This is a genomic window from Streptomyces sp. NPDC001980, assembly GCF_040296885.1.
GTDB lineage: Bacteria > Actinomycetota > Actinomycetes > Streptomycetales > Streptomycetaceae > Streptomyces.
The window spans coordinates 1-23558 of the sequence record NZ_JBEOYD010000037.1 but is presented as its reverse complement, the minus strand read 5'-3'; the positions used below and the strand labels follow the sequence as shown (position 1 = coordinate 23558).

The following is a 23558-nucleotide window of genomic DNA, read 5'->3' as shown; positions in this document are numbered from 1 at the left end:
AGAACAGGAGCACATCAATGACCAGTTCCTACGCGGCGCTGCCGAACCGAGTGGTCAGCGCGGGCAACGGCATCGACTACGCCTACCGGGACACCGGCGGCGACGGGGTGCCGTTGGTCCTGCTGCAGCACTTCCGCGGCAACCTCGACAACTGGGACCCCGCGCTCGTCGACGCGCTGGCCGGCGCCCGGCGGGTGGTGACGTTCGACAACGTCGGTGTGGCCGCCACCACCGGCCGTACGCCCGGCACCATCGCCCAGATGGCCCGCGACGCCCTCGCGTTCATGGACGCGCTGGGCCTGGGCCGGGCCGATCTGCTCGGCTTCTCCATCGGGAGTTTCGTCGCCCAGGAGATCGCGCTGACCCGTCCGGACGTCGCCCGCTCGCTCGTCCTCGCGTCCTCCGCACCGCGCGGAGCCGCGGGTATGCACGGCTGGGCGCCGGAGGTCATCGAGGCGACCGGCGCCCCCGAGCCCACGGCGGACGCCTACCTCAAGGTGTTCTTCGCCCCGTCCGGGACCAGCCAGCAGGCCGCCAAGGAGTTCCTGCAGCGCATCTTCGGCAGGCAGCAGGGCCGCGACGAGCCCACGACCTGGGCCACCCGCCAGGCGCAGTACGACGCGGTGTGCGGCTGGGGCGTCCCCGACCACGGCTCGCTGGAGCGTCTCGGCGCGCTGCGCATGCCGGTGTTCGTGGCCAACGGCGACAGCGACCCGATGATCCTGCCGCACTACTCGCACCTGATAGCCGGCCTGGTCCCGCACGCGCGGGTGAAGATCTACCCCGACTCCGCGCACGGGTTCCTCTTCCAGCACCACACCGAGTTCGCCGCCGACGTCGAGGCGTTCCTCGCCACGGCCGCCTGATCCGGCGCGAGCACCGAAGTCCGACCCACCGTCAGGAGCCAGGCACGTGCCCATCTACCACGTCTCGTCGCCCAAGGGGCTGCTCGGCACCGAGCAGCGGCAGCGGATCGCGAAGGCCTTCACCGACGCGCACGTCGCGTTCACCGGCGCGCCCGCGGTGTTCGTGCACGTCTTCTTCAACGAGCTGCCGGAGGGCGTCGCCTACAGCGCCGGCGAACTCGACACTACGATCTCCGGAATCCAGGGGGCGATCCGGGCCGGCCGGACCCTGGAGGCCAAGCAGAACCTGATCAAGAGCATCACCGCGGCGTACTCGGAGATCGCCGGGGTGTCCCCGAAGCAGGTCCTGTCCGGCCTCAACGAGATCGACTCGGACATCACCATGGAGTACGGCCTCGTCCTCCCGCACCCCGGCGGCGAGGCCGAGTGGTTCACCGAGAACGCGGAGGCACTGGACGGCATCCAGGGCACCGGCCTCTGACCCGCCCACCGGTCCGGCGGATCCGCCCCGTCACTCCGGCGGGGTCGGGGTGTCCGGTGAGCGGTACATCGCCTGTACGTCCAGTTCCAGCTGCACCGTCGGACCCACCACCGCGATGCCGCGGGCCAGCATCGACCGCCAGTTGAGGGTGTAGTCCTCCCGGTGCAGCTCGGCCGTGGCGAGCGCGGCGCAGCGCAGTTCCTCGCCGTAGCCGCCGTTGACCGTGCCCAGGTAGGTGGTGTCGAGCGAGACCGAACGGCTGACGCCGTGCATCGTCAGGGTGCCGAGGAGCGTCCACTTGCTGCCGCCCCGGTAGGCGAAGCGCGTGCTGGCGAAGTCGATGTACGGATACCGCTCGACGTCCAGGAAGTCCCCGGAACGCAGATGGTTGTCGCGGGTCGTGTTCCCGGTGTTGATGCTCGACGCGTCGATGCGCATCCGGACCGTCGACTGGCTCATGTCCGGGGCGACGCTGACCGAACCGTCGAAACGCTCGAACCGACCGTGGACATGTGCCATGCCGACATGCTTGGCGATGAACCGGATCGCGGTGTGCGGCGGATCGAAGACCCATCCGCCGGTCGGCGGCAGCGGCAGCTGCCGGGCCGGCTGCAGCCGGACGTGCGTGGGTGCCGGGCAGCTGTCGGCGGCGATGTCGACGGCCTCCCGGTGCGGGTCCAGACCCTCGGCGACGATCAGCAGGCTGTAGCGCCCGGGCGGCAGGGCGGCCATGAAGAAGCCGAAGGGATCGGTCGTGCCCCGGGCCGCCACCTGGTGGGTGTCCAGCGCGGTGACCGTGACGTCGGCGCCGCGGAGCGGCTGGTCGACGGGGTCCAGGACGGTCCGGGCGACCCCGCCCGCACCGGGCGGGAGGGGCAGGGTGAGTCCCGCCGAACGGGCCAGGGTGTCCTTGGACCACCGGCGCCTGAGCAGCCCGAGGGCCATGCTGTTCACCTTTCGTGTTGCGTGCGTGGGGAGGAGAGGAAGGGGAGGGGAGGGGGCGGTACGGTCGTCGTCCGCCCCGGTCGTGAACGGTCAGACGCGGCCCAGGATCTGCCGCAGCGCCGCGCCGAGCAGGTCCGCCGCGTTCTCGGCGGCGGCCGGGTGCCGGAAGGCGACGTACCCGTCCGGCCGTATCAGCAGGGCACCCGAGTCGGACACCTCGCTCAGCCGGGCCCAGTCGCCGTACGGGTCCTCGTACTCCTGGCCGGGGCCGACGACGACCGTGGCGATGTCGAGGTCCTGCGCGGCGGCCGCCCGCACCCAGCCCTCGCCGCCGATGCCGGTGAGCAGGGTGAACCGGCCCCTGCCGACGGTGTCCAGGGTGGACAGGGTGCGGGTGCCCGACGTGATCCAGGCGTGCGGGAGCTTGGCGCCCGGGCGGGAGCTGGGCTGGTGGTACAGCTCGGGGTCGCGCGCGAAGCCGGGGTCGGGGGTACCGTCGGGGACGATCGCGTCCGACGCGTAGCGCTGGTTGAGGTCGACGCCGTGCGCGTTGAACTCGTACACCTTGTGGGCGATCGCGTCCCGCAGCCGGGCCCGCTGCTTCTCGGCCGCCTCGGTGGGCTCCTTGCGGGCGGCGATGTTGGCCCAGAGCTGCTCGGGGGTCTGCGGGGCGAGGCCGTCGAGCGCCTCGAAGATCGGGGCGGTCTCGCCGATCGACTTGTTGGCCCGGGTGACGATCTGCCGCCCCACGGGCGCGCGTTCGGCGGTGTAGGTGTCGAGGAGGCTCGGGTCCGCGGTGCCGTCGAGGACCAGCTTCAGCTTCCAGGCCAGGTTGTACGAGTCCTGCATGGAGGTGTTCGAGCCGAGCCCGTTGGACGGCGGGTGCCGGTGCACGGCGTCACCGGCGCAGAGGACACGCCCGTTGGAGTACGTCTCCGCGTACATCTCGTTCACCGTCCACGCCGAGGACGACTTCACGGTCACCTCGATGTCGTCGTCGCCGACCAGTTGCCGGACGACCGACTCCGAGTACTCGGTGGTCAGGTCGGGGGCGCCCGCCGTGACGTCGTACCCCCACACGATCAGCCACTCCGTCCACGGGCGGACACAGCGCACCAGACCCGCGCCGATGCCGCCGACGGTCGCGCCGGGGGCCAGTACCCAGTACAGGGTGGACGGGCGGTGGGCGGTGTACCTGCTCAGGTCGGCGTCGAAGACGATGTTGACGCTGCCGGCCACGCCCATCTGGCCGCCCATCGGCAGCCCCGCGTCCTCGGCCACCTTCGAGCGCCCGCCGTCCGCGCCGATGAGGTACTTGGCGCGGATCGTGTACTCGTCGCCGCGTACCCGGTCCTCGACGGTGACGGTCACCCCGTCCGCGTCCTGCGTGAACGACTTGTAGACGGTGCTGTAGCGGAAGACGGTGCCGCGGGCGACGGCGGCGTCGACCAGGACCGGCTCCATCAGGTGCTGTGGTATGTCACACATCACCGTGGGGCTCGCCAGATCGTGCGCGGCCTGCACCAGCGGCTCGTTCCCCCAGGACCGCACCCGCCCCAGCTCCTCACCCGCCAGGCTGGTGCAGAAGGTGGTGTTTCCCATCAGGTGCTGCGGGGTGGCCCGCGCAAGGGCCTCCTGCTCGACCCCGAGGTCGCGCAGGACCTCCATGGTGCGCTGGTTGGTGATGTGGGCGCGCGGCGTGTCGGCGAGACTCGCGTAGCGGGTGACGACCATGTTCGGTACGCCGTAGGTGCTCAGGGCCAGGGCGGCCGAGGCACCGGCGGGGCCGCTGCCGACGATCAGGACGTCGGTCACGACATCGGTGTGCACGGGGAACTCCGGAGGGGAAAGGACGGAAACCGACCGTTCAAGATCATGAATTGCTGGAGGCGGCCGTGGGTGTCTCAATCCGAGACACCCGGTGTACGGCGGAACCCGGCGGGGCAGGCCGGTCGTTGCCCCTTCAACTGTCCCCGGTACGGTGAGGGGCGCCATGACCACCGCAGAGCATCCCCCCACGGCCGGCCTGCAGTCCACGGCCCGCCCCGCGCTCGGCCAACTGCGCAGGGCCCGCGCCCGCTTCCTCGCCGGGCACCCGCCGCCGGCGGACGTACCGGACGAGGTGGCGGCCGCCTGGCGGCGCGCCCGTTTCTACGGCGTACGACCCGACTCGGCGGCCGACTGCACAGGCCGCGCCCCGCAGTCGTCCGACCCCGCACTGCTGGAAGCGGCCCGGCCGGTGCTGGAGCGACTCGCCCCGGTACTCGGCCACGAGCGCGCCACCCTCCTCCTCACCGATGCCCGGCTCCGCGTGCTGTGGTCCGCCGGGTACGCACCCCGCGACACGCTCTGCCCCGACCTCTCCGAGCAGAGCGTCGGCCCCAACAGCGCGGCCCTGGCCCTGCGCACCGGCCACCGCGCCGAGGTGCACGGACCCGAGCACATCCTCGACGTGTGGCAGGAGGTCTCCGCGGTGAGCGTGCCGCTGCGGGCCCCCGGCGACGGCAGGCCGGTCGGCACGGTCACCGTCGCCTCGGCCCTGTGCGGCGGCTGCGCACCGCATCCGCAGGCGGCGCTGGCCGAGGCGACGGCCGCGGTGGTGGAGGCGGAACTGCGGGTGCACACCCGCCCGCCGGAGCGGGCCCTGCTGGACGCCTACCTCGCGGCGTGCGCGGGGCAGGACCGGCCGGTGGTGGCCTTCGCCGGCCACAGCCGGCTGGTGAGCGGGGCCGCGGCCCGGCTGCTGTCGACGCGGGACATCGAGGACCTGGAACGCGCCGTGCACGAGGCGCTGCGCGAGGACGCGCCCGGTACCCGGCTTCCGTGCGGCGCCGCGGTGGAGATCGTCCGCCGTCACGGCGAGACCGTCGGCGCCGTCGCCGTACTGCAACCGGCGCCCGGTCGCGCCCCGGCCGTCCCCGCAGGGCGCCCGCCCACCAGGCTGGCCGGGCACTCGGTGCCGTGGCGGCACGCCACCGAGCGCGCCGCCGAACTGGCGGTCACCCACGCCCCGTTACTGCTCGTCGGCGAACGCGGCACCGGAAAGACCTCCCTGGCCCGCGAGTTGCTCGGCGGGACCGAGCCGCTCGTCGTCGACGCGGCCGAGGGCGACCTGCACGAGACGCTGCCCACCGACCCCCGCGGCAGCCTCGTACTGCGCCACGCCGAACGCCTGGCCCAGCACGACGTGGCGGCGGTCGTCGCCCTGCTCGAAGCCCGGCCCACCGCACCCCTGTTGGTCACCTACACCCCGGGAGCGCCCCCCGGCCCCTGCCTCCAGCGGCTCCTCGACACCCTGGCCGCCCGCTCGGTCACCCTGCCCGCCCTGCGCGAACGCCCAGAGGACATAAGGGAGTTGCTCGCCGCAGTGGCCCCGGTGCCGGAACCCGGTCGGCCCCCGCTCACCTGGACACTCGATGCCCGGCGCGCCCTCGAGCGGTACCCGTGGCCCGGCAACGTCACCGAACTCACCCATCTCGTAAGGTCGTTGGCGCAGCGACGCCGGGCGGTGGGGCCGGTCCGACGCACCGAACTGCCCGACCCCGTACGCGAGGGACCCGCGGGACGCCCGCTGACCCCCATGGAGGACGCGGAACGCACCGCGATCCTGGAGGCCCTGCGCCGCCACGGCGGAAACAAGGCCCGGACGGCGGCCGCCCTGGGCATCGGCCGCGCGACGCTCTACCGCAAGCTGCGCACCTACGGCAGCCACACATAGCCGCCGGGCCGCGCCGAGCACCCACGACGGCGCGCCCCGGCTCGCCGCCCGTCCGCGCCGGGGCGACCATGGAAGGACGGAACCGGTCCGGGGCCACCTGCTGGGAGACGCCCGTGACGCAGACAACCGACGTCCTGATCGTGGGCGCCGGCCCGGTAGGGCTGAGCGCCGCCGCCGAACTGCGCCGGCACGGCGCGGACTGCCGCCTCGTCGACCGGCTCCCGGCCCGGCTGCCGTACGCCAGGGCCGTCGGGATCCAGCCGCGCACCATCGAGCTCTGGGACCGGATGGGCCTGGCCCGCACCGTCGTCGAGCAGGCCGTGCGGCTGCGCGGGCAGCTGAGCTACGTCGACGGCGAGGAGACCGGCCGGGTCGAGCTGACGCTGCCGCCCGAGGTGCCGTACGGCTTCGCCGCGCTGCCGCAGTACGAGGTCGAGCGGATCATCGAGGAGTACCTGAACGGGCTCGGCACGGCCGTCGAACGCGGCACCGAACTGCTCTCCTTCGCCCAGGACGAGGACGGCGTCACCGCCCGGCTGCGCACCGCCTCCGGCACGGCGGAGGAACTGCGGGTCCGCTACCTCGTCGGCTGCGACGGGGCGCACAGCACGGTCCGCAAGAGCCTCGGCCTCGACTTCCCGGGCGGGGCCTTCACCGAGGAGTACATGCTCGGCGACGTGGTGGCCGACTGGGACCTGCCGGCCGGCTACACCGTCCGCTCCGAGCACCGTGGCGCCGACGGCACCACGGACGACCTGCTGGTCTGCATCCCGCTGCCCGGACCGGGCCGCTACCGCATGGCGATGCGGGTCCCGCCGGACCTCTCGGAACAGTCGGAACTCTCCGGACCCTCCCCCGAGAACGCCGACGGCGCCGACGCGGTGGCCCACGGCCCGCTGAGCGGACGGCGGCTGCCCGAGCTGTCCGACCTCCAGGCCGTCGTGGACCGCCTCGCGCCCCGGCCCGCGACCCTCTCGCAGCTGCGCTGGTCCTCCGTCTTCCGGATCAGCCACCGCATCGTCGACCGCTACGGCGAGGGCCGCGTCTTCGTCGCCGGTGACGCCGCCCACATCCATCCGCCCATCGGCGCCCAGGGCATGAACACCGGCATCCAGGACGCCTGCAACCTCGCCTGGAAGCTCGCCCTCGTCCTGCGTGGAGAGGCCGGTCCCGCCCTGCTCACCAGCTACGACGCCGAGCGCCGCCCGGTCGGAGAGGAGGTCGTCGGCCGCACCGTACGCCACACCGTGCACGGAACGGCGGCCGACCCCGACGACCCGCGGACCGTCCTGCTCCGCGAGGCCCAGCTCCTCGTCGGCTACCGGGACGGCCCCCTCGCCACCGCCCCCTACGGCCCCGCGGACGTCCCGCAACCCGGCGACCGCGCCCCCGACTGCGCCGGCCTCACCACCCCGCTCGCCGCCTACCCGCTGCGCCTGCTCGACATCCTGCGGGACCGCCCGGACCACGTCGTGCTGCTCTACGCGGCGGACCCCACCGACGTGATCAAAGCCGTCCTCGCCCCGGGCTGGGACGTCCTGGCCATCCGCACGGAGGACGGCACCCACGTGCCCCTCGTCCCCGAATACCTGGACACGGCCGGTGAGTTCGCCCGCCTCTACCGCCCCGGCGGCCCCACCGGCTTCGTCGTCCGTCCCGACGGGCACCTCGGCGCCCGCTTCCCCCTGACGGACACCGAGACGGCGCTCGCCGACTACCGCGAGGCACTCGGCTGAGAACCGCTCCCGGCGCTCCAGACGACGGCCGGCGGTACGACCCGTGCGCACCGCGGCATGCCCCGGGCGTCGGTCAGCCCGAGCCGGCCGACCAGCAGCCCGTCCCGCACCGCCGCCTCGGCCACCGCGCCCGGGACGGCGCCGAGCATCAGCTTGGCCCGGCGGAACATCGTGAACGCACCCCCGGCGTCCACGGTCCCCCAGGACAGGTAGACGAACCGGCCCCCGGGACCGCCCTGGACGTAGGGCCCCGTGATGTCGACGCCGGTGGCCGAGACCGCCGCGCTGCACGGCAGCGTCCAGGTCGCGGAGGCGGCGTCGCCGGGCTGGGCGTCGAGCAGCTCGGCGGGGCGGTTGCGGCGCTGTACGGCGACATGGATGCCGCCGTAGCGGGAGAAACCGCTGTCTTCGGGCGCCGGGCAGGAGCGGCCGGGCAGGTCGGTGGCGTCGATGCGGAGGTCCATGGGGGCCATGCGGCCATCATCGCCGATGAACCGCTCGCACCGGCCGGCCGGCGGACCTCGTGAACGGTCCGCCGGCCGGCCGGGCGCGGTCAGCGCTTGGTGTAGATGAAGCCGACCTTGTCCAGCTCGTCACCGGAACGGCCGTGGAAGCCGGCGATCTGCCAGCCCGACGGGGCGGTCCGGGTCACGCAGTCCGAGGTCGTCGTACCTCCGGCGAGGGTGCGGCCCAGGTTGGTGGTGAACTTCGCGTAGAAGATGCGGGTGGTGTTGTTGTACTTGCTCTCGCACAGGTACGCCGTCGTCACGTACTCGCTGCTGCCCAGCGTCAGCGAGGACGCCGTGCCGCCGGTGCCGCCGTGGGTCAGCGTCGTGCCGTCGGCGAGGGCGATGCCGACCTGGTCGACCCGGGAGCCGGAGCGCAGCGAGATGCTGGTGGCGCGGGCGCCGGCGGCCACCTTGTCGATGTCCTGGTAGTAATCGCCGTGCGGACCGCCGAACTGGTCGCTCAGCTGGAAGTTGGCGTTCTGCGACCAGGAGAAGCCGACCGTGATCGGGTCGTGGTCGGAGAGCATCAGCCCGTCGGACGTCAGGAACTTGGCGTGCTCGTTGTTGTACGAGGTCGCGTTCAGGTTCACCAGCTTGCTGCTGCGGTACAGGACCTTGTCGACGACCTCGCAGGTGTTGGGCACGGTCGCCCCGGACTGGTCGCAGACCAGCGCGTCGCTGCCCTTGGCCGGCGCGCTGCCGCCGCGGATCAGCTGCACCCAGGCGTCGGTGAGCCCGTTGTTCGAGGCGAACTCGGCGATGGTGTCGGCGGAGCGGGTGTAGCGGGTGTTCGTGTCCCCCATCACCACGACGGCGTTGCCGGCCGAGTGGGTGCCGATGAAGGCGGTCAGCTGGCTGAGGTTGTCGGCCCGGGAGGCCTCGTCGCCGTCGTTCGTGCCCGCGTTGGTGTGCAGGTTGTAGAAGTCGACGTAGACGCCCTCGGCGAGCCGCTCGCGCATGAAGGTGAAGCCCTTCGGCGTGAGGCAGTCGCCCGAGTCGATCTGGCAGGAGTTCCAGCCGACGCGCTCGAAGTCGTCTCCGTCCCAGGCGTAGTTGGAGACGGTGTTGAGACCGCTGCCGATGCCCGCGCCGCCGCTGGTCGCGGTGCGGTAGGGGTGGGTGTCGGTGGCGTACAGGTACGCGTGGTAGTTGAAGTCCTCCTGGACGTTGACGATGTCGTACGGCGCGATGCGCGTGCCGATCGCCGTGGTGCTGGTGTCGCGCGGGGTGGGTGCGCTCGACAGGCCTTCCGGAAGTCCGGCGACGTTGTACGTGAGCACGCTGAACGTGCCCGAACCGGCCGCCGCGGCCGGAGTGGCCGTCGCCGTGAGCCCGCCGAGAGCGGCGACGGCGGCCGCCAGACAGGCAACGAGTCTGCGCATGGGGGTGTCTCCTACGGGGAGGGGGTGCGCTGAGGGTTGTGGGCATGCCAATGAGGCACGCCAAAACGTAGCGGTAAACGCTTTCTCCCGAACCCCCCTTGTTACTAACCAGTTTGGAAATTCCTCGTGACACCCGGAAGATCGCTTCTCCCCGTGGGGGCCGATCGGCCGCTGACTGTTACTCACTTTCGGGTGAGATGGACGCTGTTCACCCATCGGCCGGTGGCGGCCGAGGCCGTTGCCTGTGGGGCGGAAGGGGGTGAAGAGCCATCAAATCGCCGCATTCAACTACTAAATGGACGTTACACCCGAGAGTCATAGGAAAGCGAAGGATCCGTAATAGGCGCCGTGTGCCGCCCGGTCTGTGCCCGGCCGGGGCGCAGGGTGTGGCTGCGCGGCCGTCCGGTCGCCATCTCGCCCCACGCACCCCTCGCGGCCTGCGGCTTCGTGCCGCACGCGGCCGGGGTGTGCTCGAACCCCGCGAAGGGGGACCACGTGTCCTTTTCCGTTTCCGCGACCGCCCGCCGTCTCGGCTCCGCCGCCGCCGTGGCGGCCGCCCTGGTGGGCGTCACGGCCCTGCCGGCCGCGGCGACCGCAGCCCGCCCCGCGGTGCCGCACCGCGACGCGGTCGTCATCAGTGCCGTACAGCACGACCTGCAGGGCCGCGCGGTCTTCTCCGGCCGTGCCCTGAACCGGGAGTGGGTGGACGTCACCAACACCTTGCGCCGGGAAGTGAACCTCAGTGGCTGGTCGCTGTCGGACGCCGAGGGCCACAGCTACACCTTCCGCCACTACCGGCTGGCGGGCGGTGCCACGGTCCGCGTCCACACCGGTGCGGGCCGGGACACCCGGACGGACCTGTACCAGGACCGCCGCTCCTCCGTGTGGAACCGCGACGCCGACACCGCCACCCTGCGCAACGACCGCGGGCGCTACGTCGACTCCGCCTCCTGGGGCCTGCACCACCGCCGTGACGCGGACGAGCGGCACGCCTTCGCCCACCGTGACGCGGACGAGCGGCACGCCTTCGCCCGCCGTGACGCGGACGAGCGGCACGCCTTCGCCCGCCGTGACGCGGACGAGCGGCACGCCTTCGCCCACCGTCCCGCCGACGAGCGGCACGCCTTCGCCCACCCGGCCGTGAACGACCGGCACGCCTTCAGTCACCGTCGCTGACGCGTGGGACATCCGCCGCCGGGCTCCCGCGAAGCGGCCTGGCGGCGGATGTGTGCCGGAGCAAGAGCAGTGCCCCGTGTCAGGCCTGGACGACCGGCCCGCTCACCGTGGACGTGAAGACGACCTCGCCGTCCTGCACGCCGACGACGTCGACGGTCGTCGTGCCGTCGCCCCTGGCCGTCACCCCCGTGACGTCGATCCAGCAGGGGCTGTCGAGTTCGACGTAGCGGTTGAACGACGTGGACGTGCTCGCCGGGATCAGCGCACGGGGTGCCAGCGTGGCGCAGGCGGCCTGCCGGGCGCCCTCCATCAGGACCATGCCGGGCAGGTGGTCGCCGCCGTGGTCGAACAGGATCGGGTGGTCCAGGTCCGGGGTGAGCAGCCAGCGGTCCGGCGTGTCCGTGGCCGTCAGCACCACGTCGGCGGGGGAGGTGCGGCCCACGGCCGCCGGTCGCATCGGATCGGCCGCGACGACCGGGCCGACCGAAACCGCCTGCTGCTCGGGCCGGTTGGCGCGCAGCCGGGCGTAGACGGGCGGCGTGACGATGGAGTACCGCCCCTCCCCGTGGGCCACGGGGGCGCCGTCCCGGCGCAGGGTGAACCCGATGCCCATCCGGCGCGCGGACGTCCGGCCGCCCGGTGCGGAGTCCGGGCAGGCCACGTCGAGTTGGAAGTCGGTGGGGCGGGAGGCGATCCGCAGCCGCTCCAGATCGGTGTGGCAGCTGAGCGACCACAGGACGAAGTGATGGCCGAGCGGTACGCCGTGTTCGGCGTGCGTCACGAACATGCCGGCCTGCCGAAAGGTCTCGGCGGCCTGGAGCGGGTCATGACTCGAGCCGTCGGCGCTGTTGAAGAACGTGTGGGCGCGGGGCCACTGTCCGGTGAGGGAGAACCGCCGCCCGTCGTCCTGGGCGGTACAGCCGGTGAGGAACACCTCGGCGAGGGACGCGCGGTGGACGTACTCCTTGGGGACCGTGGTGGTCAGCCGAGGCAGTACGGGCAGACCGACTCCGATCTCGCTGGTGGACAGACTCATCGATGACCCCCCGTCGGAAAGCTCTTCGTTGGCTTGAAGCTCTGTTCGACGCCTATAAGATACGGACCTACCGGTTTTCTCGGGTCGGCCACTAGGTAAAGGATTCACCAAGTGTGGTTCGACTCGATCCATGCATGACTCCGCTCGGTAGTGGTTTGGCCAAGTATTTTTGCGCTCAACTATGCCCGAAGGCGCGGCGAAAAACGGACTAACTGGCAGATGTCGACGGCTTGTTGTCGATGGAGCCGAGGTCCGCACCGCCCGCGCAGAAACATGTCCGACGGTTTCTTTTGGCCACAGTCCATGGAGTTGACCCGGCCGTCGCGGTACCTGAACCGCACCCCGCCTCGGCAGCCCCTGCATGATGGTCGAACGGCCTGCGAGAGGGAGACCCCGATGGAACCACTGCGCACCCTGCGCCTCGCCGCCGTCAACATCGACGGCGTTCTGCTCAACGACAGCTTCAGTCCCGTCCTGCACCGGCTCGTCCTCAAGTACGGCGGCGCGTACACCCGGGAGCTGGAGCAGCGGCTCTTCTCGCAGTCCCGGCTCGCGGCCGCGAAGGTGCTGCTGGAGGAGACCGGCGCCGGGGTGAGCGAGCAGGAGGCCATCGCCGACTACTTCGCCGAGCGCGAGGACTACGTGCGCGACCACCCCGTCCACACCCTCGACGGCGCCGAGGAACTCCTGCACCGGCTGCGCGGCCTGGGCCTGGACGTCATCTGCTACGGCGGCCTCGACGAGACCCACTTCCGCCGTCATCTCGGCGCCTGGGAGCACCTGTTCACCGCCCCGCACTACATCTGTACCGACGACTTCCGCCCCGGCATCCGGGAGATCGTCCGGGACCGCTTCGGCCTCGACTACCACCAGGCCCTCTTCATCGACGACGTCGCCCGCTTCGCCGGCCACGCCAAGGATCTGGACGTGCCCTTCGTCGGCCGTCCCAGCACCTTCGAACACGGCTTCCAGCGCGAGCTGATGCGCGAACTCGGCGTCCGGCACCTGGTCGGCGGCCTCGCCGAGATCGACGAGGAACGCCTGCGCACCCTCGACCGCGAGGCCGGGCTCGGCACCGTCTGGCAGGACGCCGACTCCCTCTCCGGTGCACGTGAGGTGACCGGATGACCGCGGGGGAGGGGGGGGCCGCACGGGCGGGCCGGAGCACTCCCGTCACCGGCGCGGGCAGCGGCATCGGGGCCGCCACCGCCCCCGGCCCGACCCGCTCGGAGATGATCGACGACTGGTTCGCCGGGCCCCCGGGAACGAGGCGCGCGCCTGCCGCTCCGCCCTGCAGGCCCGCGCCGCCGACCCGGAGGAGGCCGCGGAGGCCGCCGCCTGGCTGTGCGGTGGCAAGGTGAGCGTCGTCATGGGTGCCACACTTACCGTGGACGGCGGGCGCACCGCCTGGTGAACTGCCCGGCAGATCGCCCGCCGACGCTCGGGCTCCGGCGCACGACCGGCGCGGAACCGGGGCGGAGGCGGAGCGGGACCGACCGGGAATCGGCCCTGTGCGGCCGAAATACCAACCCCCGATTGGGGTAAGGTACGTCACGTCCGGTTTTGTTTTGACCGAGGAGGGGTCCCCATGGCGCGTCAGGAGCGTGCGATTCGGACCCGGCGCGCTGTTGTCGAGGCCGCCGCCGCGGTCTTCGCCGAGCGCGGCTACACGGCAGCCACGATCTCCGAGATCCTCGAGCGGGCCGGAGTCACCAAGGGCGCCCTGTACTTCCACTTCGACTCCAAGGAAGCCCTCGCTCGGGGCGTGATCAACGCCCAGATCAGCGACGACTACTGGGTGCCGCGCGAGCTGAAGCTCCAGGAGTGGGTGGACATCGGCATGACGCTGGCCCACCGGATCCCGAAGGAGGTCATCCTCCTCGCCGGCATACGGCTCTCCGCCGACCTCCAGGGGCGTTCCCTGTTCGGCAGCGCCTGGCCCGCCTGGACCGAGCTGGTGACGGACAAGCTCGTGGAGGCCAAGGAACGCGGCGAGGTGCTGCCGCACGTCGACCCGCGTGAGACCGCCGAGTGCTTCCTCGGGGCCTGGATCGGGACCCAGTTCATGTCCGAGGTGGTCTCCGACTGGACCGATCTCAACGACCGGATCTCCGTCCTCTACAACCACGTACTGCCGGCCATAGCCACTCCCGCGGCCCTGATCCGGCTGGACACCACTCCCGACCGGGGTGCCCGGGTCGTCGAGGAAGTCGAGCGTCACCGGCAGGAATCGCCCGTGCCCACCGAGGCCTGACCAGCCTCGAACCAAACCATCCGCCTGGTTTGTTGCGTGCCGAAGCCTATGGCTCCGGCGAGGCGGAGCACAGTCGCTGCCATCCGACCGAGTCTCGAACGCCGGCAAACCTACCAATCGTGCTGTTTGTTAAAGTTCTCGAATCGCAATGCTGCAGGCCCAGGGGGAATCGGACCGTCCAATTCCGGATTCGCCCGGAACAACAGGGGGACGCGATGGTCAAGCAGCTCCGGGCGGCCCGAACCCGGCAGGCCCTCGTTCTGGCTGCCGCCGAGATCTTCGCCACCGACGGATACGCGCTGTCCTCGCTGCCCGCGATCAGCCGGCGGGCCGGAGTGAGCGCCGGAGCGCTGCACTTCCACTTTCCCAGCAAGGAAGCCCTCGCGATCGAGGTGGAGAGCGCGGCCCGGCGGGCCGTCGAGCAACTGGTCGCCGACCGGCGGCCGTCGACCGCCTCCGCACTGCACCTGCTGGTCACGGTCACCCGGGAGGTCCTGGCCGCGGTCGCCGCCGACGTCGTCGTCCGTGCGGGATTCAAGCTGAGCGTCGATCCCTCCCGCAAGAACGGCATGGGCTTCGGCTGCTGGTGGCGTGGCTGGGTGTGCGAAGAGCTGCTGCGGGCCCAGCGCGCGGGGGAACTGGCCGACGGGGTGTCGCCGGACCGGGCGGCCGCGGTGATAGTCGCCGCGACGGTCGGCTTCGAAGTACTCGGCACGGAGGACCGCGACCGGATCACACCTCGGCACGTCGAGCAGTTCTGGTCCCTGGTACTGCCCCAGCTCGCGGCGCGCAGTGACCAGTTCGCGGGCGTTGCGCTCTCCGATGCCCGGTCCCGGGCCAAGAGCGCGCCAACCGGCCGGAGTCCGGTTTGACAAACCGACCGCGCCGTTTTTGACTCGGGGGCTCAGGAACCGCCGCGCACCACCCGCGGTGGCGGACGAGCAGGGGGACGGCATGGACATCGGCGTACTCGGCGCTCTCGACGTGCGGGAGAACGGCGTCTCCGTCGTGCCGACCGCACCCAAGCCGCGCCAGGTACTCGCCGTGCTCGCGCTGCACGCCGACCGGGCGGTGACCGTCGGCACGCTCACCGAGGAACTCTGGGGACCACAGCCACCGCGCAGCGCACGCCCCACCCTGCAGACGTACATCATGCATCTGCGCGACCTCATCGCCGCGGCGCTGCAAGGGACTCGTCACGGCGCGGGCGCGCGCACCGCCAAGCAGGTCCTGTGCACCGTTCCCGGCGGCTATCTCCTCGACAGCGGTGAAGGCACCAGCGACGTCCGGGAGTTCGAGCGGATCGCCGGAACCGGATACCGGACGAGAGAGGCCGGGGACCAGCGCGAGGCGGCCCGGCTGCTGCGCGCCGCGCTCGACCTGTGGCGGGGGCCGGCCCTGGCCGACATCACCGCGGGGGCGTACCTGCGCACCCGGATCCGCGGGCTGGAGGAGAGCCGGCTGTGCGCGCTGGACCAGCGCATCGAGGCCGACCTGCGGCTCGGCCGGCACCGGGAGCTCATCCCCGAACTCACCGTGCTGGCCGACCGGCACCCCACCCACGAGAGCCTGTGCGGCCAGCTCATGGTCGCCCTGCACCGAGCGGGCCGCCGGAGCGACGCCCTGGACGCCTACCGGCGGCTGCGCACCACTCTGGTACGCGACCAGGGCCTGGAACCCTCGGCCGCGCTGGGCCGGATACGGCAGTCGGTGCTGTCGGCCGCCACCGACGACACCCCGGCAACCGGTTCGGCGGACCCGCTCGCCAGGATCGGCTGACAGGCCCGCCGGGATCGGCCGACCGGTTCCTCAGGCGGCCGCGACGTGCCGGGCGATGCGTACGGCGGCGAACTCCGTGCCCGCCACGAACCGCATCATCGGCCCGAACATCGGAGCCGCGAGCGAACCGGTGAAGTACAGGCCGGGCACCGACGACTCGAACGTCCCCCGCAGTGCGGGCGCCTTCGAACCCGGCACGCACGCCACGGCGCGCCGCACCGTGGGCGACAGGAACGGCAGCGCGTCCAGGTCCAGCCGGTAACCGGTGGCCGCCAGCACATGGTCGACCGCGACGGACGCGCGCTCGCCCCCGGGGCCCGCGACGTCCAGGCGCACCTCCGACCTCTGGACCGCGGCGCCCGTGACCCGGCGCGAGGTGTGCACCGGTACGACACCTTCCACCCGGTCCCGCAGCCACCAGCCGCCCGAGGGGCCGAGCGCCCGCCGGAACAGCAGCAACCGGGCCGCCGCGGGCAGCCACCGCACACCACCGGGTGACGCGCAGACACCGGCCAGGATCCAGCCCGTGCCGAGCGGCGAGGCCGGCTTGGTCACCCGCTGCGTCCAGGGCCGGGACAGGTCGGGCGTCATGCCCCACAGCACCGTCCGCTCACGTACCAGGACCTGCGCCTCGGCACCCGCCTCGTGCAGCAGCGCGGCGCTCTCCAGCGCGGACTGACCACCGCCGATGACGGCCACCCGGCGTCCCGCGTAGACGGACAGGTCCGTGTGGTGGCTGGTGTGCGACACACGCGCCCGCGGACCCGGCCCCTCGGGCGCGAGCCGCCGCAGCTCGTCCGGGACGTGGGCGAGACCGTTCAGGCCGGTCGCCACCACGACGGCCGAGGCCGCCATCTCCTTCCCGTCGTCCAGTCCGACGACGAAGCCGGGTCCCTCCGCCGACCGCTCGACCGACGTCACCCGGGCCGGCTCGACCTCACCGACGTACCGCTTCTGGAACCACTGCCCGTACCGTACGAAGACGTCGCACGGGATCGGTGTCAGCTCGGTCAGTTCCGGCTCGCTGTGTGCGCGCCGGAAGTCCGCCAACCGGCCGCCGGGCTCGGGCGCCGACAGGTCGGTCGCGTCCGGCGTCGATTTCAGGTACATCCCGGTGGCCATGGCGTGCCGCCAACTGCCCATCACGTCACCGAAGACACGAACCGGCGCCCCCGCCGCCCGCAAGTGGGCGGCCACCGAAAGGCCGTACGGCCCGGCGCCGATCACGACGACGGGTGGCCGCCCGTGCCCCGTGAAAGCCTGCTCCTGGGCAGGGCGCTGCCCCGGAAGCGACTGCGTCATGCATTCCTCCGCTGGTCTGCTCGCCGCCTTCCCCTGGGCGACGCGACACTGCGGGATGGCACGTCCGGCGTGAAACGGACGTGCTCGTCCCCCCTCCGCGGGTGAGTCTCTCCCACGGGCAGGCACCGGGAAACGATATCGACGCACGTTGGCCAAAACTTGGTCGAACCATACGACAAGTGACACTAGTCATGTCATCGACGTGCGACGGGCGGATGCGGGTGATCACGGGAGCGACAAGATCGATCGGCACGCCGGCTGTGCCCTGGGCACCGAGAGGTGCCGCGCGCCGACTGCGGACCACCCGGTTCGCCCGCCGCCCGGCGACCGCGGTCACCGGGTCCCGGCGGCCGCCCCTGTACGATCGCCCCGTGAACACCTACTGGCACGTCGTTCTGCCGCCGCTCTGCGCCTGACGGGCGCACACACCGACGGATCGAACCCAAGCTCCCGGTACCGCCTTGGAGGCGGCCCGGAGCTCGTGTCGTGCGCCCGCATCGAAACCAGTCCGCAGACGGTATTCGACGACGGAAGTTCACGACTGTGCCGAACGACACCTCATCCCGCTCCTCCTGCGCGCCGGGCGGCGCTGCCGCCGCGCGCCCGCGTCCCCGCCGTACCGGCCCGTTCGCAGGGCCGCTCCCGATCCTCACGGCCGCCGTGCTGTGGGGCACCACCGGGACCGCCAGTTCCCTCGCCCCCGCCGGAGTACCGGCCGCCGCCATCGGCGCCGCCGGCCTGGCCCTCGGCGGCCTGCTCCTGTTCCTGACCGCACCCGGCAGCCGCTCCCTGCCCGGAGCCTGCAACGGCGGCGAACGCCGACTGCTCGCCCTGGGCGCCCTGGCAGTGGCCGGTTACCCGCTCACCTTCTACCCCGCCGTGGCGCGTACCGGCGTGGCCGTGGCCACCGTGATCGCGCTCGGCGGCGCGCCCGTCCTGGCGGGCCTCCTCGCCTGGTTCACCCGGCGGTCCCGGCCCTCAGCCCGCTGGGCCACCGCGACCGCGGCGGCCGTCCTCGGCTGTACGGTGCTCGTCCTCGGCCCGGAACTCGCCGGTGACGGCGCCCCCGTGGACGCCCTCGGGGTCCTGCTGGCCGGGCTCGCCGGCCTGTCGTACGCGGTGTACGCCCTGGTCGGCGGGGAGCTCATCGCCCGCGGGCATCACTCCGGCGCCGTGCTGGGCGTGATGTTCGCGGGAGCGGCGCTGCTCGTGCTGCCGGTGGTGCTGTGGGGCGGGGGCGGCGGACTGCTGACAGAGCGGGGAGTGACGGTCGTCCTGTACCTGGGGGCGATCACCACCTTCCTCTGCTACCGCCTGTTCGGGCACGGCCTCGGCCACACCACCCCCCAGGTCGCGACGGCCATGACGCTGGCCGAGCCCGCCGTGGCCGCCGTCCTGGGAGTCACGGTCCTGGGCGAGCGCCTGCCGGGCGTCTCGTGGTGCGGACTGGCAGTCCTGGCACTCGGCATCGTGCTGCTCGCCGTCCCCGCCGACACCGGCGGGCGGGACACCTGACCCGAGCGAGGTCAAGTAACCGACCGTCAAGTAACCGACCGGATGGTCTCTTTCTGAGTGGCTCGGAGGGCGGGATTCCGCCTGATTCCGTGCCCGATTCGAGGGACCGGCCCGGCTGTGGGCCGGTCCGCCGGTCGCCGAAAGAGCGGCATACGCTGCCACTTCGGCGGCCGGTAGGGGAGAGGTGCAGTCCTGTGGCGGTTCTCCGGCGGTTCGCCGGAAGCGCTTCGGTCAGCAGTCTGTTGACAGACCGGTCATGCTGTTTTCTACTGGCGAAGTGTCAGATGAGAAGGCCAGGGAGACGCGTGTGGACATCGGGCTGCTGGGAGCACTGGACGTGAGGGAGAACGGGGCCTCCATCGCCCCGACCGCACCGAAGCCCCGCCAGCTGCTGGCTCTGCTGGCACTGCGCGCCGACCAGGTGGTGCCCGTCCCGACCCTGATCGAGGAACTCTGGGCGGGCACTCCACCGCGCAGCGCCCGCACCACCCTGCAGACCTACGTGCTCCAGCTCAGGGAACTGATCGCGGCGGCGCTGCGCCGGGGCGCGGATCCCGAGGACGCGGCCGCCCGGTCCGCGAAGGACGTGCTGGTGACCCTGCCCGGCGGCTACCTGCTCGCCACCGGAGGCGGAGGCAGCGACATCCGGGAGTTCGAGCGGCTGTGCGAACAGGGCTGTCGCGCCATGGACGAGGGGAACCTCGCGGGCGCCGCGGGCACCCTGCGCCGGGCCCTGGACCTGTGGACCGGCCCGCCCTTCGCCGACGTAACCACCGGGGCCCACCTGGCCATGGAGGCGCGGCGCCTGGAGGAGAGCCGGCTGTGCGCCCTGGACCAGCGCATCGAGGCCGATCTCCGGCTCGGCCGGCACCGCGAACTCCTGGGCGAACTCACCGTCCTGACCAGCCGCTACCGCTCCCACGAGAACCTGCACGCCCAGTTCATGCTCGCCCTCTACCGCTCCGGCCGGCGCGGCGAGGCCCTCCTCGTCTACCGGCAGTTGCGCACCCTCCTCGTCAGAGACCTCGGACTGGAGCCGTCGGCACGCCTGCGCCGCCTCCAGCAGTCCATCCTCGCGGCCACCGCCGACAACCCCGGCACCCCGCCGCACCACGACGACCTGACCGCACCGGCACCGGGCGGTGGGCTGGCGCGCGCGTTCTGAACCTTCGCGCCTTCCCGTCAGGAAGGCAATTCCCATCAGGAAGGCAAGGGGACACACAGCACGGCGGCGGGCCCCTGCGCACTGCCCACCCGGGTGGTGAAGGCGACGCCGGCGATCAACTCGCCGGCGGCACACTGGCCCTTGTAGGCGCCGGACGCGAAGTCGTCGCCCGCCCCGTCGGCGGGGCGGTTGTCGGACCGGTCGAACCACACCGTCCGGCCGCTCGCGCTCGACGCGGCGCGCGCGGGTGCGCACAGCACCGCCGACACCCGCTCCCCGCGACGGCTGTAGCCGATGACGAACTGGCCTGCCGGACACTGCAGTTTGGTGTACCCGGACGCCCAGTCGCCGCCCGCCGGCACGTACCGCTCGTCCGTGACCACCGTCTGGGCATTGCCCGTGGCGCGCAGGTCGCCGGCGGTCGCGTCGGTGCACAGACCGCGCCCGCCGGAGTGCGCGAGCCCGATCAGCCGCAGCCCGTCCGGGCAGACCGCCTTGTAGGCGCCCGAGTCCCAGTCGCCGCCCGCCCGCACGCGCAGCGACTCGACCTGGTCGCCGTGGTCCGTGGACAGCATGCGCCAGGTCGTCCCCGGTTCGACGTGCCCGGTACGGCTCTCGGAGTTCATGAGGTGGTTCCAGGCGGTGGCCCGCCAGTCGCCTCCGTCGAGGATGCCGGACCGGTGCCCGGAGGTGTCGTAGTCGAGCAGCGACCAGTCGTCGTGTCCCGCCCAGCCGACCAGCGGCCAGTAGGCGAAGTCGGCGTCGTGGTCGGCGAAGTAGTCGGTGATGTTCCCGAACCAGGTACGGGCGGCCGCGCCCGACTCGTTCGCGCCGATGCCGAACTCGCTGATCCAGACCGGTGCGGTGTAGTGCTTGCCCTCGGTGGTGACGAAGAAGGCCTCGTCGGCGAGGGCCTGGTACAGCTCGTCGCGGGTGAGGTCCTGGTAGCGGGGGTCGCTGGTCTCGCCGATGCCGGTGGCGCCACTGTGGTGGGGGCCGGTGTAGCCGTAGAAGTGGGCCGAGTAGACCAGTTTGTGGGCGTCGACGAGGGTGTTGGAGAGGGTGCGGACGGGGGTGAGCATGGGGCGGCCGTGCGGGAGCCCGTCGACCGGCAGGCCCGTCCAGTTGATGCCCTCGACGACGATGAGGAGGTTCGGGTTCGCCTCGGTGAGGATGCGGTCGCCGGCCAGCTGGGCCGCCGCGTACCAGTCGTGGCCGTCGCCCAGGCCCCAGTTGGGGTCGTCGAGCACGTCCCGGCGTACCTCGTTGTAGAGATCGGCGCCCACGACACGGGAGTTCGCGGCGTAGCGGCGGGCCATGAAGACCCAGTCGTCGGCCCACTGCTGGGTCGACTGGCTGCTGTTCCAGCGCTCGTTGCCGTCGACGCCGCAGCACCAACGGGAGGTGTTGGTGTGGTTGTTGAGGATGACGGCGAAGCCCGCGCCGGTGAGGGCGGTCACGACGGCGTCGTAGACCTCCAGCGGGGTCTTGCCGCGCAGTTGCGGGTTGGCGGTGACCGCGGCGTCCGGCACCGGGGTCGTCGTGTGGATCATCTCGTTCGAGAACGGCAGCCGGATGCTGTTGATGCCGAGTGCCTGGAAGTCCGAGAGGAGCTGGGACAGGGGTGCCCGGTCCAGGCCGAGGGGGATGCCGTACGAGTCCTGGCCGGCGTGGTGGTTCGCGGGATCGGCGCTGCTGCCGCTGCCCGTCCAGGAGCCCTGCGCGCCGTCCCAGTTGGCGGCCCGGAGGCGGAAGCGATTGCCGTCGGCGTCGACGATGTAGCGGCCCCGGGTGGACAGCGGGGGCTGCCAGGTGCCGGTGGCCGACGCGGCCGGTGCCTGCCCGGCGGACTGCGCGGACTGCGGACCGGCGGTGGCCGGGGCGGTGCCGAACAGGGTGAGAACCAGGAACATGGCTGTCAGGTACGTGACAATCCGGAACGATCGTGCGATCGGCATCGGCAGTCCTCTGGGTGGATGTCCCGTGCGGGTGGATGGCCCATGGGGGCGAGGCACCCTACCAGGGCGGGGATCAGCGCAGAAGCGGTTCGTCCGACGCGCAGGCCTCGGCCGTCCAGCCTTCGAGGTCGCGTTCGGGGCGCAGCAACCGCCTGATGGCGGCCGCGGAGGCCCGGTGCCAGTCACGGCTGCGGCGGAGCATCGCGTGATCGCCGCCTCTGAGCAGCACCATCCCGGCCTGAGCACCGGCGCCACGGGCGTGCCGTACGTACGTGGCCGAGTCGCCGGGAGCGGTGGTCCGGTCACGGTCCCCGTGCAGGACGACGATCCTCGTCCCGGCGAGATCGTCCACGGGGTCGCCGGGCGGGCACCAGGGGGCCAGTGCGAGCACCCCGCGCACCGAGGGGTCGGCCGCCGCGCGCAGCGCCGCCCGGCCGCCCATCGAGTGGCCGACCAGCACCACGGACGCGTCGCCGGCCAGGCCGCGCAGCTCGTCGAGGGCGCGCAGGGTGTCCTGGAGCGGGTCGGCGGCGTCGTTCCAGCCCTGGTGGCGGTAGCGCACCTGGCCGATCAGCACGTCACGGGGCGAGGAGACCGAGGCGGCGGCGCTGAGGAAGGGGCGCATGCGCAGCGCGGCCGGCTGCCAGGAGCGCGCCGGGCGGAGTCCGTTCTCCTGCCCGCCGTGCAGGACGAGCACCGCCGCGCGCGTCCGCTCCCGCGGCCTGCGGCGCACCACCAGCGCGCTCCCGCCCGCCTCGACGACCCGTCCGTCGGTCACCGCGTCCCCCCTGCTTCCTCCGGCTTGCAGCATGCTCCCGCCATCAAACACTCCCGAAGGAATCCCCTGCCACCGAGAGGTATGTGCGGCGTGTGCCTTCCCCGTGAACATCAGTTAGGCTCCTGCGCGCACAGGGGACGCACAGCGGGGGTGGGGGACATGAACGAGGGCTTCGCCGAGCCCGAAAAGGACGGCAGACCGGGGCTTCAGGCGCTCGCGGCGGTGGCGTTGTTCGCGGTGGTGGTGGGCGCCCTGTGGGCGCAGAAGGAGTTCGTCCACCAAAAGGACACGGCGAGTGAACCGGCGGCCTGCTCGAAGCCGGACGACCACCTGCCGGCCCGCTATGTCTCCGGCGCCCGGTTGTGCAAGGCGCTCAACCGCCCGGACCTGCCGGCCCTGCTGGGGACCTCGCACGAGCGGGCCGAGACCGCCGACGGCAGCGGGGAGTGGCTCACGCTCGCCGGGGGCACGAAGATCGCCGAACCCGAGGCGACGGTGACCCTGGAGACGTACTCCGTGAAGCTGACGGCGTCGTACGACGACATGACCGTCGCCACGGTGGGCGGCCTGATGGGCGACGCCCGCAGGACGACCGTCCTCGGGCACCCCGCCGTCCTCTACTCCAGCCCGACCATATCCATCGGATTCAGCCTCGGTGGTGGCAAGGCGAGCACGGGCCCCGGCGGCACCGCGCGCTGCCTCCTGGTCTCCAAGCACGGCAAGGACGACGGCAAGGGCACGTTCGAGGTCGCGCTGTGGCGGCAGGACGACGTACCGCCGGACGACACGGCCCTGGTGCGGGTCGCGGAGCAGGTACTGCCGACCGTCCCCGGCTGGAACGGGAACTGACGGTCCCCGGAGGGGCCCTCGAATCGGGCCGCACCTCTTGGTGCCAGCTCCTGGACGCCGTCCGTCTCGGACCCGAGGACGACGTCGCCGAGGTCACCGCTGCCCAACT

21 protein-coding genes are annotated in these 23558 nt (G+C 72.3%); 13 read left to right on the top strand and 8 right to left on the bottom strand.

Translation table 11 applies throughout. The features are described 5' to 3' along the window. Positions 1-17 precede the first annotated feature (17 nt). Both ABT137_RS39030 and ABT137_RS39025 read left to right on the top strand, forming a co-directional pair. Positions 18-866: an alpha/beta fold hydrolase gene (locus ABT137_RS39030; protein ID WP_351716306.1), complete on the top strand. Its 849-nt coding sequence runs from the start codon at positions 18-20 to the stop codon at positions 864-866. A 46-nt stretch (positions 867-912) separates the two neighbouring features. Next, a complete protein-coding gene (locus tag ABT137_RS39025; protein WP_351716304.1) occupies positions 913-1347 on the top strand; it encodes a tautomerase family protein in 435 nt (144 codons plus the stop codon). 30 nt (positions 1348-1377) lie between these two features. Here ABT137_RS39025 and ABT137_RS39020 read toward each other — a convergent pair whose 3' ends face one another. Both ABT137_RS39020 and ABT137_RS39015 read right to left on the bottom strand, forming a co-directional pair. Further along, positions 1378-2292, bottom strand: a complete 915-nt coding sequence (locus ABT137_RS39020) for a YceI family protein (RefSeq protein WP_351716302.1) — start codon at positions 2290-2292, stop codon at positions 1378-1380. Positions 2293-2382: 90 nt separating this feature from the next. Continuing rightward, the gene (locus ABT137_RS39015) at positions 2383-4122 is read right to left on the bottom strand and encodes an FAD-dependent oxidoreductase (protein WP_351716300.1); all 1740 of its coding nucleotides are present in this window, start codon (positions 4120-4122) and stop codon (positions 2383-2385) included. Positions 4123-4285: 163 nt separating this feature from the next. Between ABT137_RS39015 and ABT137_RS39010 the strand changes: the two genes are divergently transcribed. Together ABT137_RS39010 and ABT137_RS39005 are read left to right on the top strand one after the other, a co-directional pair. Continuing rightward, complete coding sequence (locus ABT137_RS39010) at positions 4286-6010, top strand: sigma-54-dependent Fis family transcriptional regulator (RefSeq protein ID WP_351716297.1); 1725 nt, start codon at positions 4286-4288, stop codon at positions 6008-6010. A 68-nt stretch (positions 6011-6078) separates the two neighbouring features. After that, the gene (locus tag ABT137_RS39005) at positions 6079-7746 is read left to right on the top strand and encodes an FAD-dependent monooxygenase (RefSeq protein WP_502984648.1); all 1668 of its coding nucleotides are present in this window, start codon (positions 6079-6081) and stop codon (positions 7744-7746) included. Here the strand turns inward: ABT137_RS39005 and ABT137_RS39000 are convergent. Together ABT137_RS39000 and ABT137_RS38995 are read right to left on the bottom strand one after the other, a co-directional pair. Then, complete coding sequence (locus ABT137_RS39000; RefSeq protein ID WP_351716445.1) at positions 7725-8210, bottom strand: DUF5990 family protein; 486 nt, start codon at positions 8208-8210, stop codon at positions 7725-7727. The genes ABT137_RS39005 and ABT137_RS39000 overlap by 22 nt on opposite strands. An 89-nt stretch (positions 8211-8299) precedes the next feature. After that, positions 8300-9637 (bottom strand): jacalin-like lectin, encoded by a 1338-nt coding sequence (locus tag ABT137_RS38995; RefSeq protein ID WP_351716293.1) that lies wholly within the window; start codon positions 9635-9637, stop codon positions 8300-8302. Positions 9638-10132: 495 nt separating this feature from the next. Here ABT137_RS38995 and ABT137_RS38990 point away from each other — a divergent pair, with 495 nt between their 5' ends. Then, positions 10133-10813, top strand: coding sequence for a lamin tail domain-containing protein (locus ABT137_RS38990; RefSeq protein ID WP_351716291.1), 681 nt, complete (start codon positions 10133-10135; stop codon positions 10811-10813). A gap of 79 nt (positions 10814-10892) precedes the next feature. On the opposite strand, the gene ABT137_RS38985 is transcribed toward ABT137_RS38990, so the two are convergent. Then, positions 10893-11849 carry a ScbA/BarX family gamma-butyrolactone biosynthesis protein gene (locus tag ABT137_RS38985; protein WP_351716289.1) on the bottom strand — a complete coding sequence of 319 codons (957 nt, stop codon included), beginning with the start codon at positions 11847-11849 and terminating at the stop codon, positions 10893-10895. Positions 11850-12245: 396 nt separating this feature from the next. Here ABT137_RS38985 and ABT137_RS38980 point away from each other — a divergent pair, with 396 nt between their 5' ends. The 5 genes from ABT137_RS38980 (at position 12246) to ABT137_RS38960 (ending at position 15882) form a co-directional block, all read left to right on the top strand. Continuing rightward, positions 12246-12977, top strand: a complete 732-nt coding sequence (locus tag ABT137_RS38980) for an HAD family hydrolase (protein ID WP_351716288.1) — start codon at positions 12246-12248, stop codon at positions 12975-12977. 115 nt (positions 12978-13092) lie between these two features. After that, on the top strand, positions 13093-13263 hold the full coding sequence (locus ABT137_RS38975) for an SDR family oxidoreductase (protein WP_351716443.1): 171 nt from the start codon (positions 13093-13095) through the stop codon (positions 13261-13263). 174 nt (positions 13264-13437) lie between these two features. After that, entirely contained in the window at positions 13438-14103 is a 666-nt protein-coding gene (locus ABT137_RS38970) for a ScbR family autoregulator-binding transcription factor (RefSeq protein ID WP_351716286.1), read from the top strand. Between the two features lie 215 nt (positions 14104-14318). Next, positions 14319-14975 carry a ScbR family autoregulator-binding transcription factor gene (locus ABT137_RS38965; protein ID WP_351716285.1) on the top strand — a complete coding sequence of 219 codons (657 nt, stop codon included), beginning with the start codon at positions 14319-14321 and terminating at the stop codon, positions 14973-14975. A gap of 82 nt (positions 14976-15057) precedes the next feature. Continuing rightward, a complete protein-coding gene (locus tag ABT137_RS38960) occupies positions 15058-15882 on the top strand; it encodes an AfsR/SARP family transcriptional regulator (RefSeq protein WP_351716283.1) in 825 nt (274 codons plus the stop codon). A gap of 30 nt (positions 15883-15912) precedes the next feature. Here ABT137_RS38960 and ABT137_RS38955 read toward each other — a convergent pair whose 3' ends face one another. Further along, the gene (locus ABT137_RS38955; RefSeq protein WP_351716281.1) at positions 15913-17184 is read right to left on the bottom strand and encodes an FAD-dependent oxidoreductase; all 1272 of its coding nucleotides are present in this window, start codon (positions 17182-17184) and stop codon (positions 15913-15915) included. Positions 17185-17727: 543 nt separating this feature from the next. On the opposite strand from ABT137_RS38955, the gene ABT137_RS38950 reads away from it, so the two are divergent. After that, on the top strand, positions 17728-18699 hold the full coding sequence (locus ABT137_RS38950; protein ID WP_351716279.1) for a DMT family transporter: 972 nt from the start codon (positions 17728-17730) through the stop codon (positions 18697-18699). Between the two features lie 307 nt (positions 18700-19006). After that, positions 19007-19864, top strand: a complete 858-nt coding sequence (locus tag ABT137_RS38945; protein WP_351716442.1) for an AfsR/SARP family transcriptional regulator — start codon at positions 19007-19009, stop codon at positions 19862-19864. A gap of 35 nt (positions 19865-19899) precedes the next feature. Here ABT137_RS38945 and ABT137_RS38940 read toward each other — a convergent pair whose 3' ends face one another. Together ABT137_RS38940 and ABT137_RS38935 are read right to left on the bottom strand one after the other, a co-directional pair. Further along, the gene (locus ABT137_RS38940) at positions 19900-21822 is read right to left on the bottom strand and encodes a glycoside hydrolase family 5 protein (RefSeq protein ID WP_351716277.1); all 1923 of its coding nucleotides are present in this window, start codon (positions 21820-21822) and stop codon (positions 19900-19902) included. 73 nt (positions 21823-21895) lie between these two features. Further along, a complete protein-coding gene (locus ABT137_RS38935; RefSeq protein WP_351716275.1) occupies positions 21896-22600 on the bottom strand; it encodes an alpha/beta fold hydrolase in 705 nt (234 codons plus the stop codon). Between the two features lie 159 nt (positions 22601-22759). On the opposite strand from ABT137_RS38935, the gene ABT137_RS38930 reads away from it, so the two are divergent. After that, the gene (locus tag ABT137_RS38930; RefSeq protein WP_351716274.1) at positions 22760-23449 is read left to right on the top strand and encodes a DUF6215 domain-containing protein; all 690 of its coding nucleotides are present in this window, start codon (positions 22760-22762) and stop codon (positions 23447-23449) included. Positions 23450-23558 lie beyond the last annotated feature (109 nt).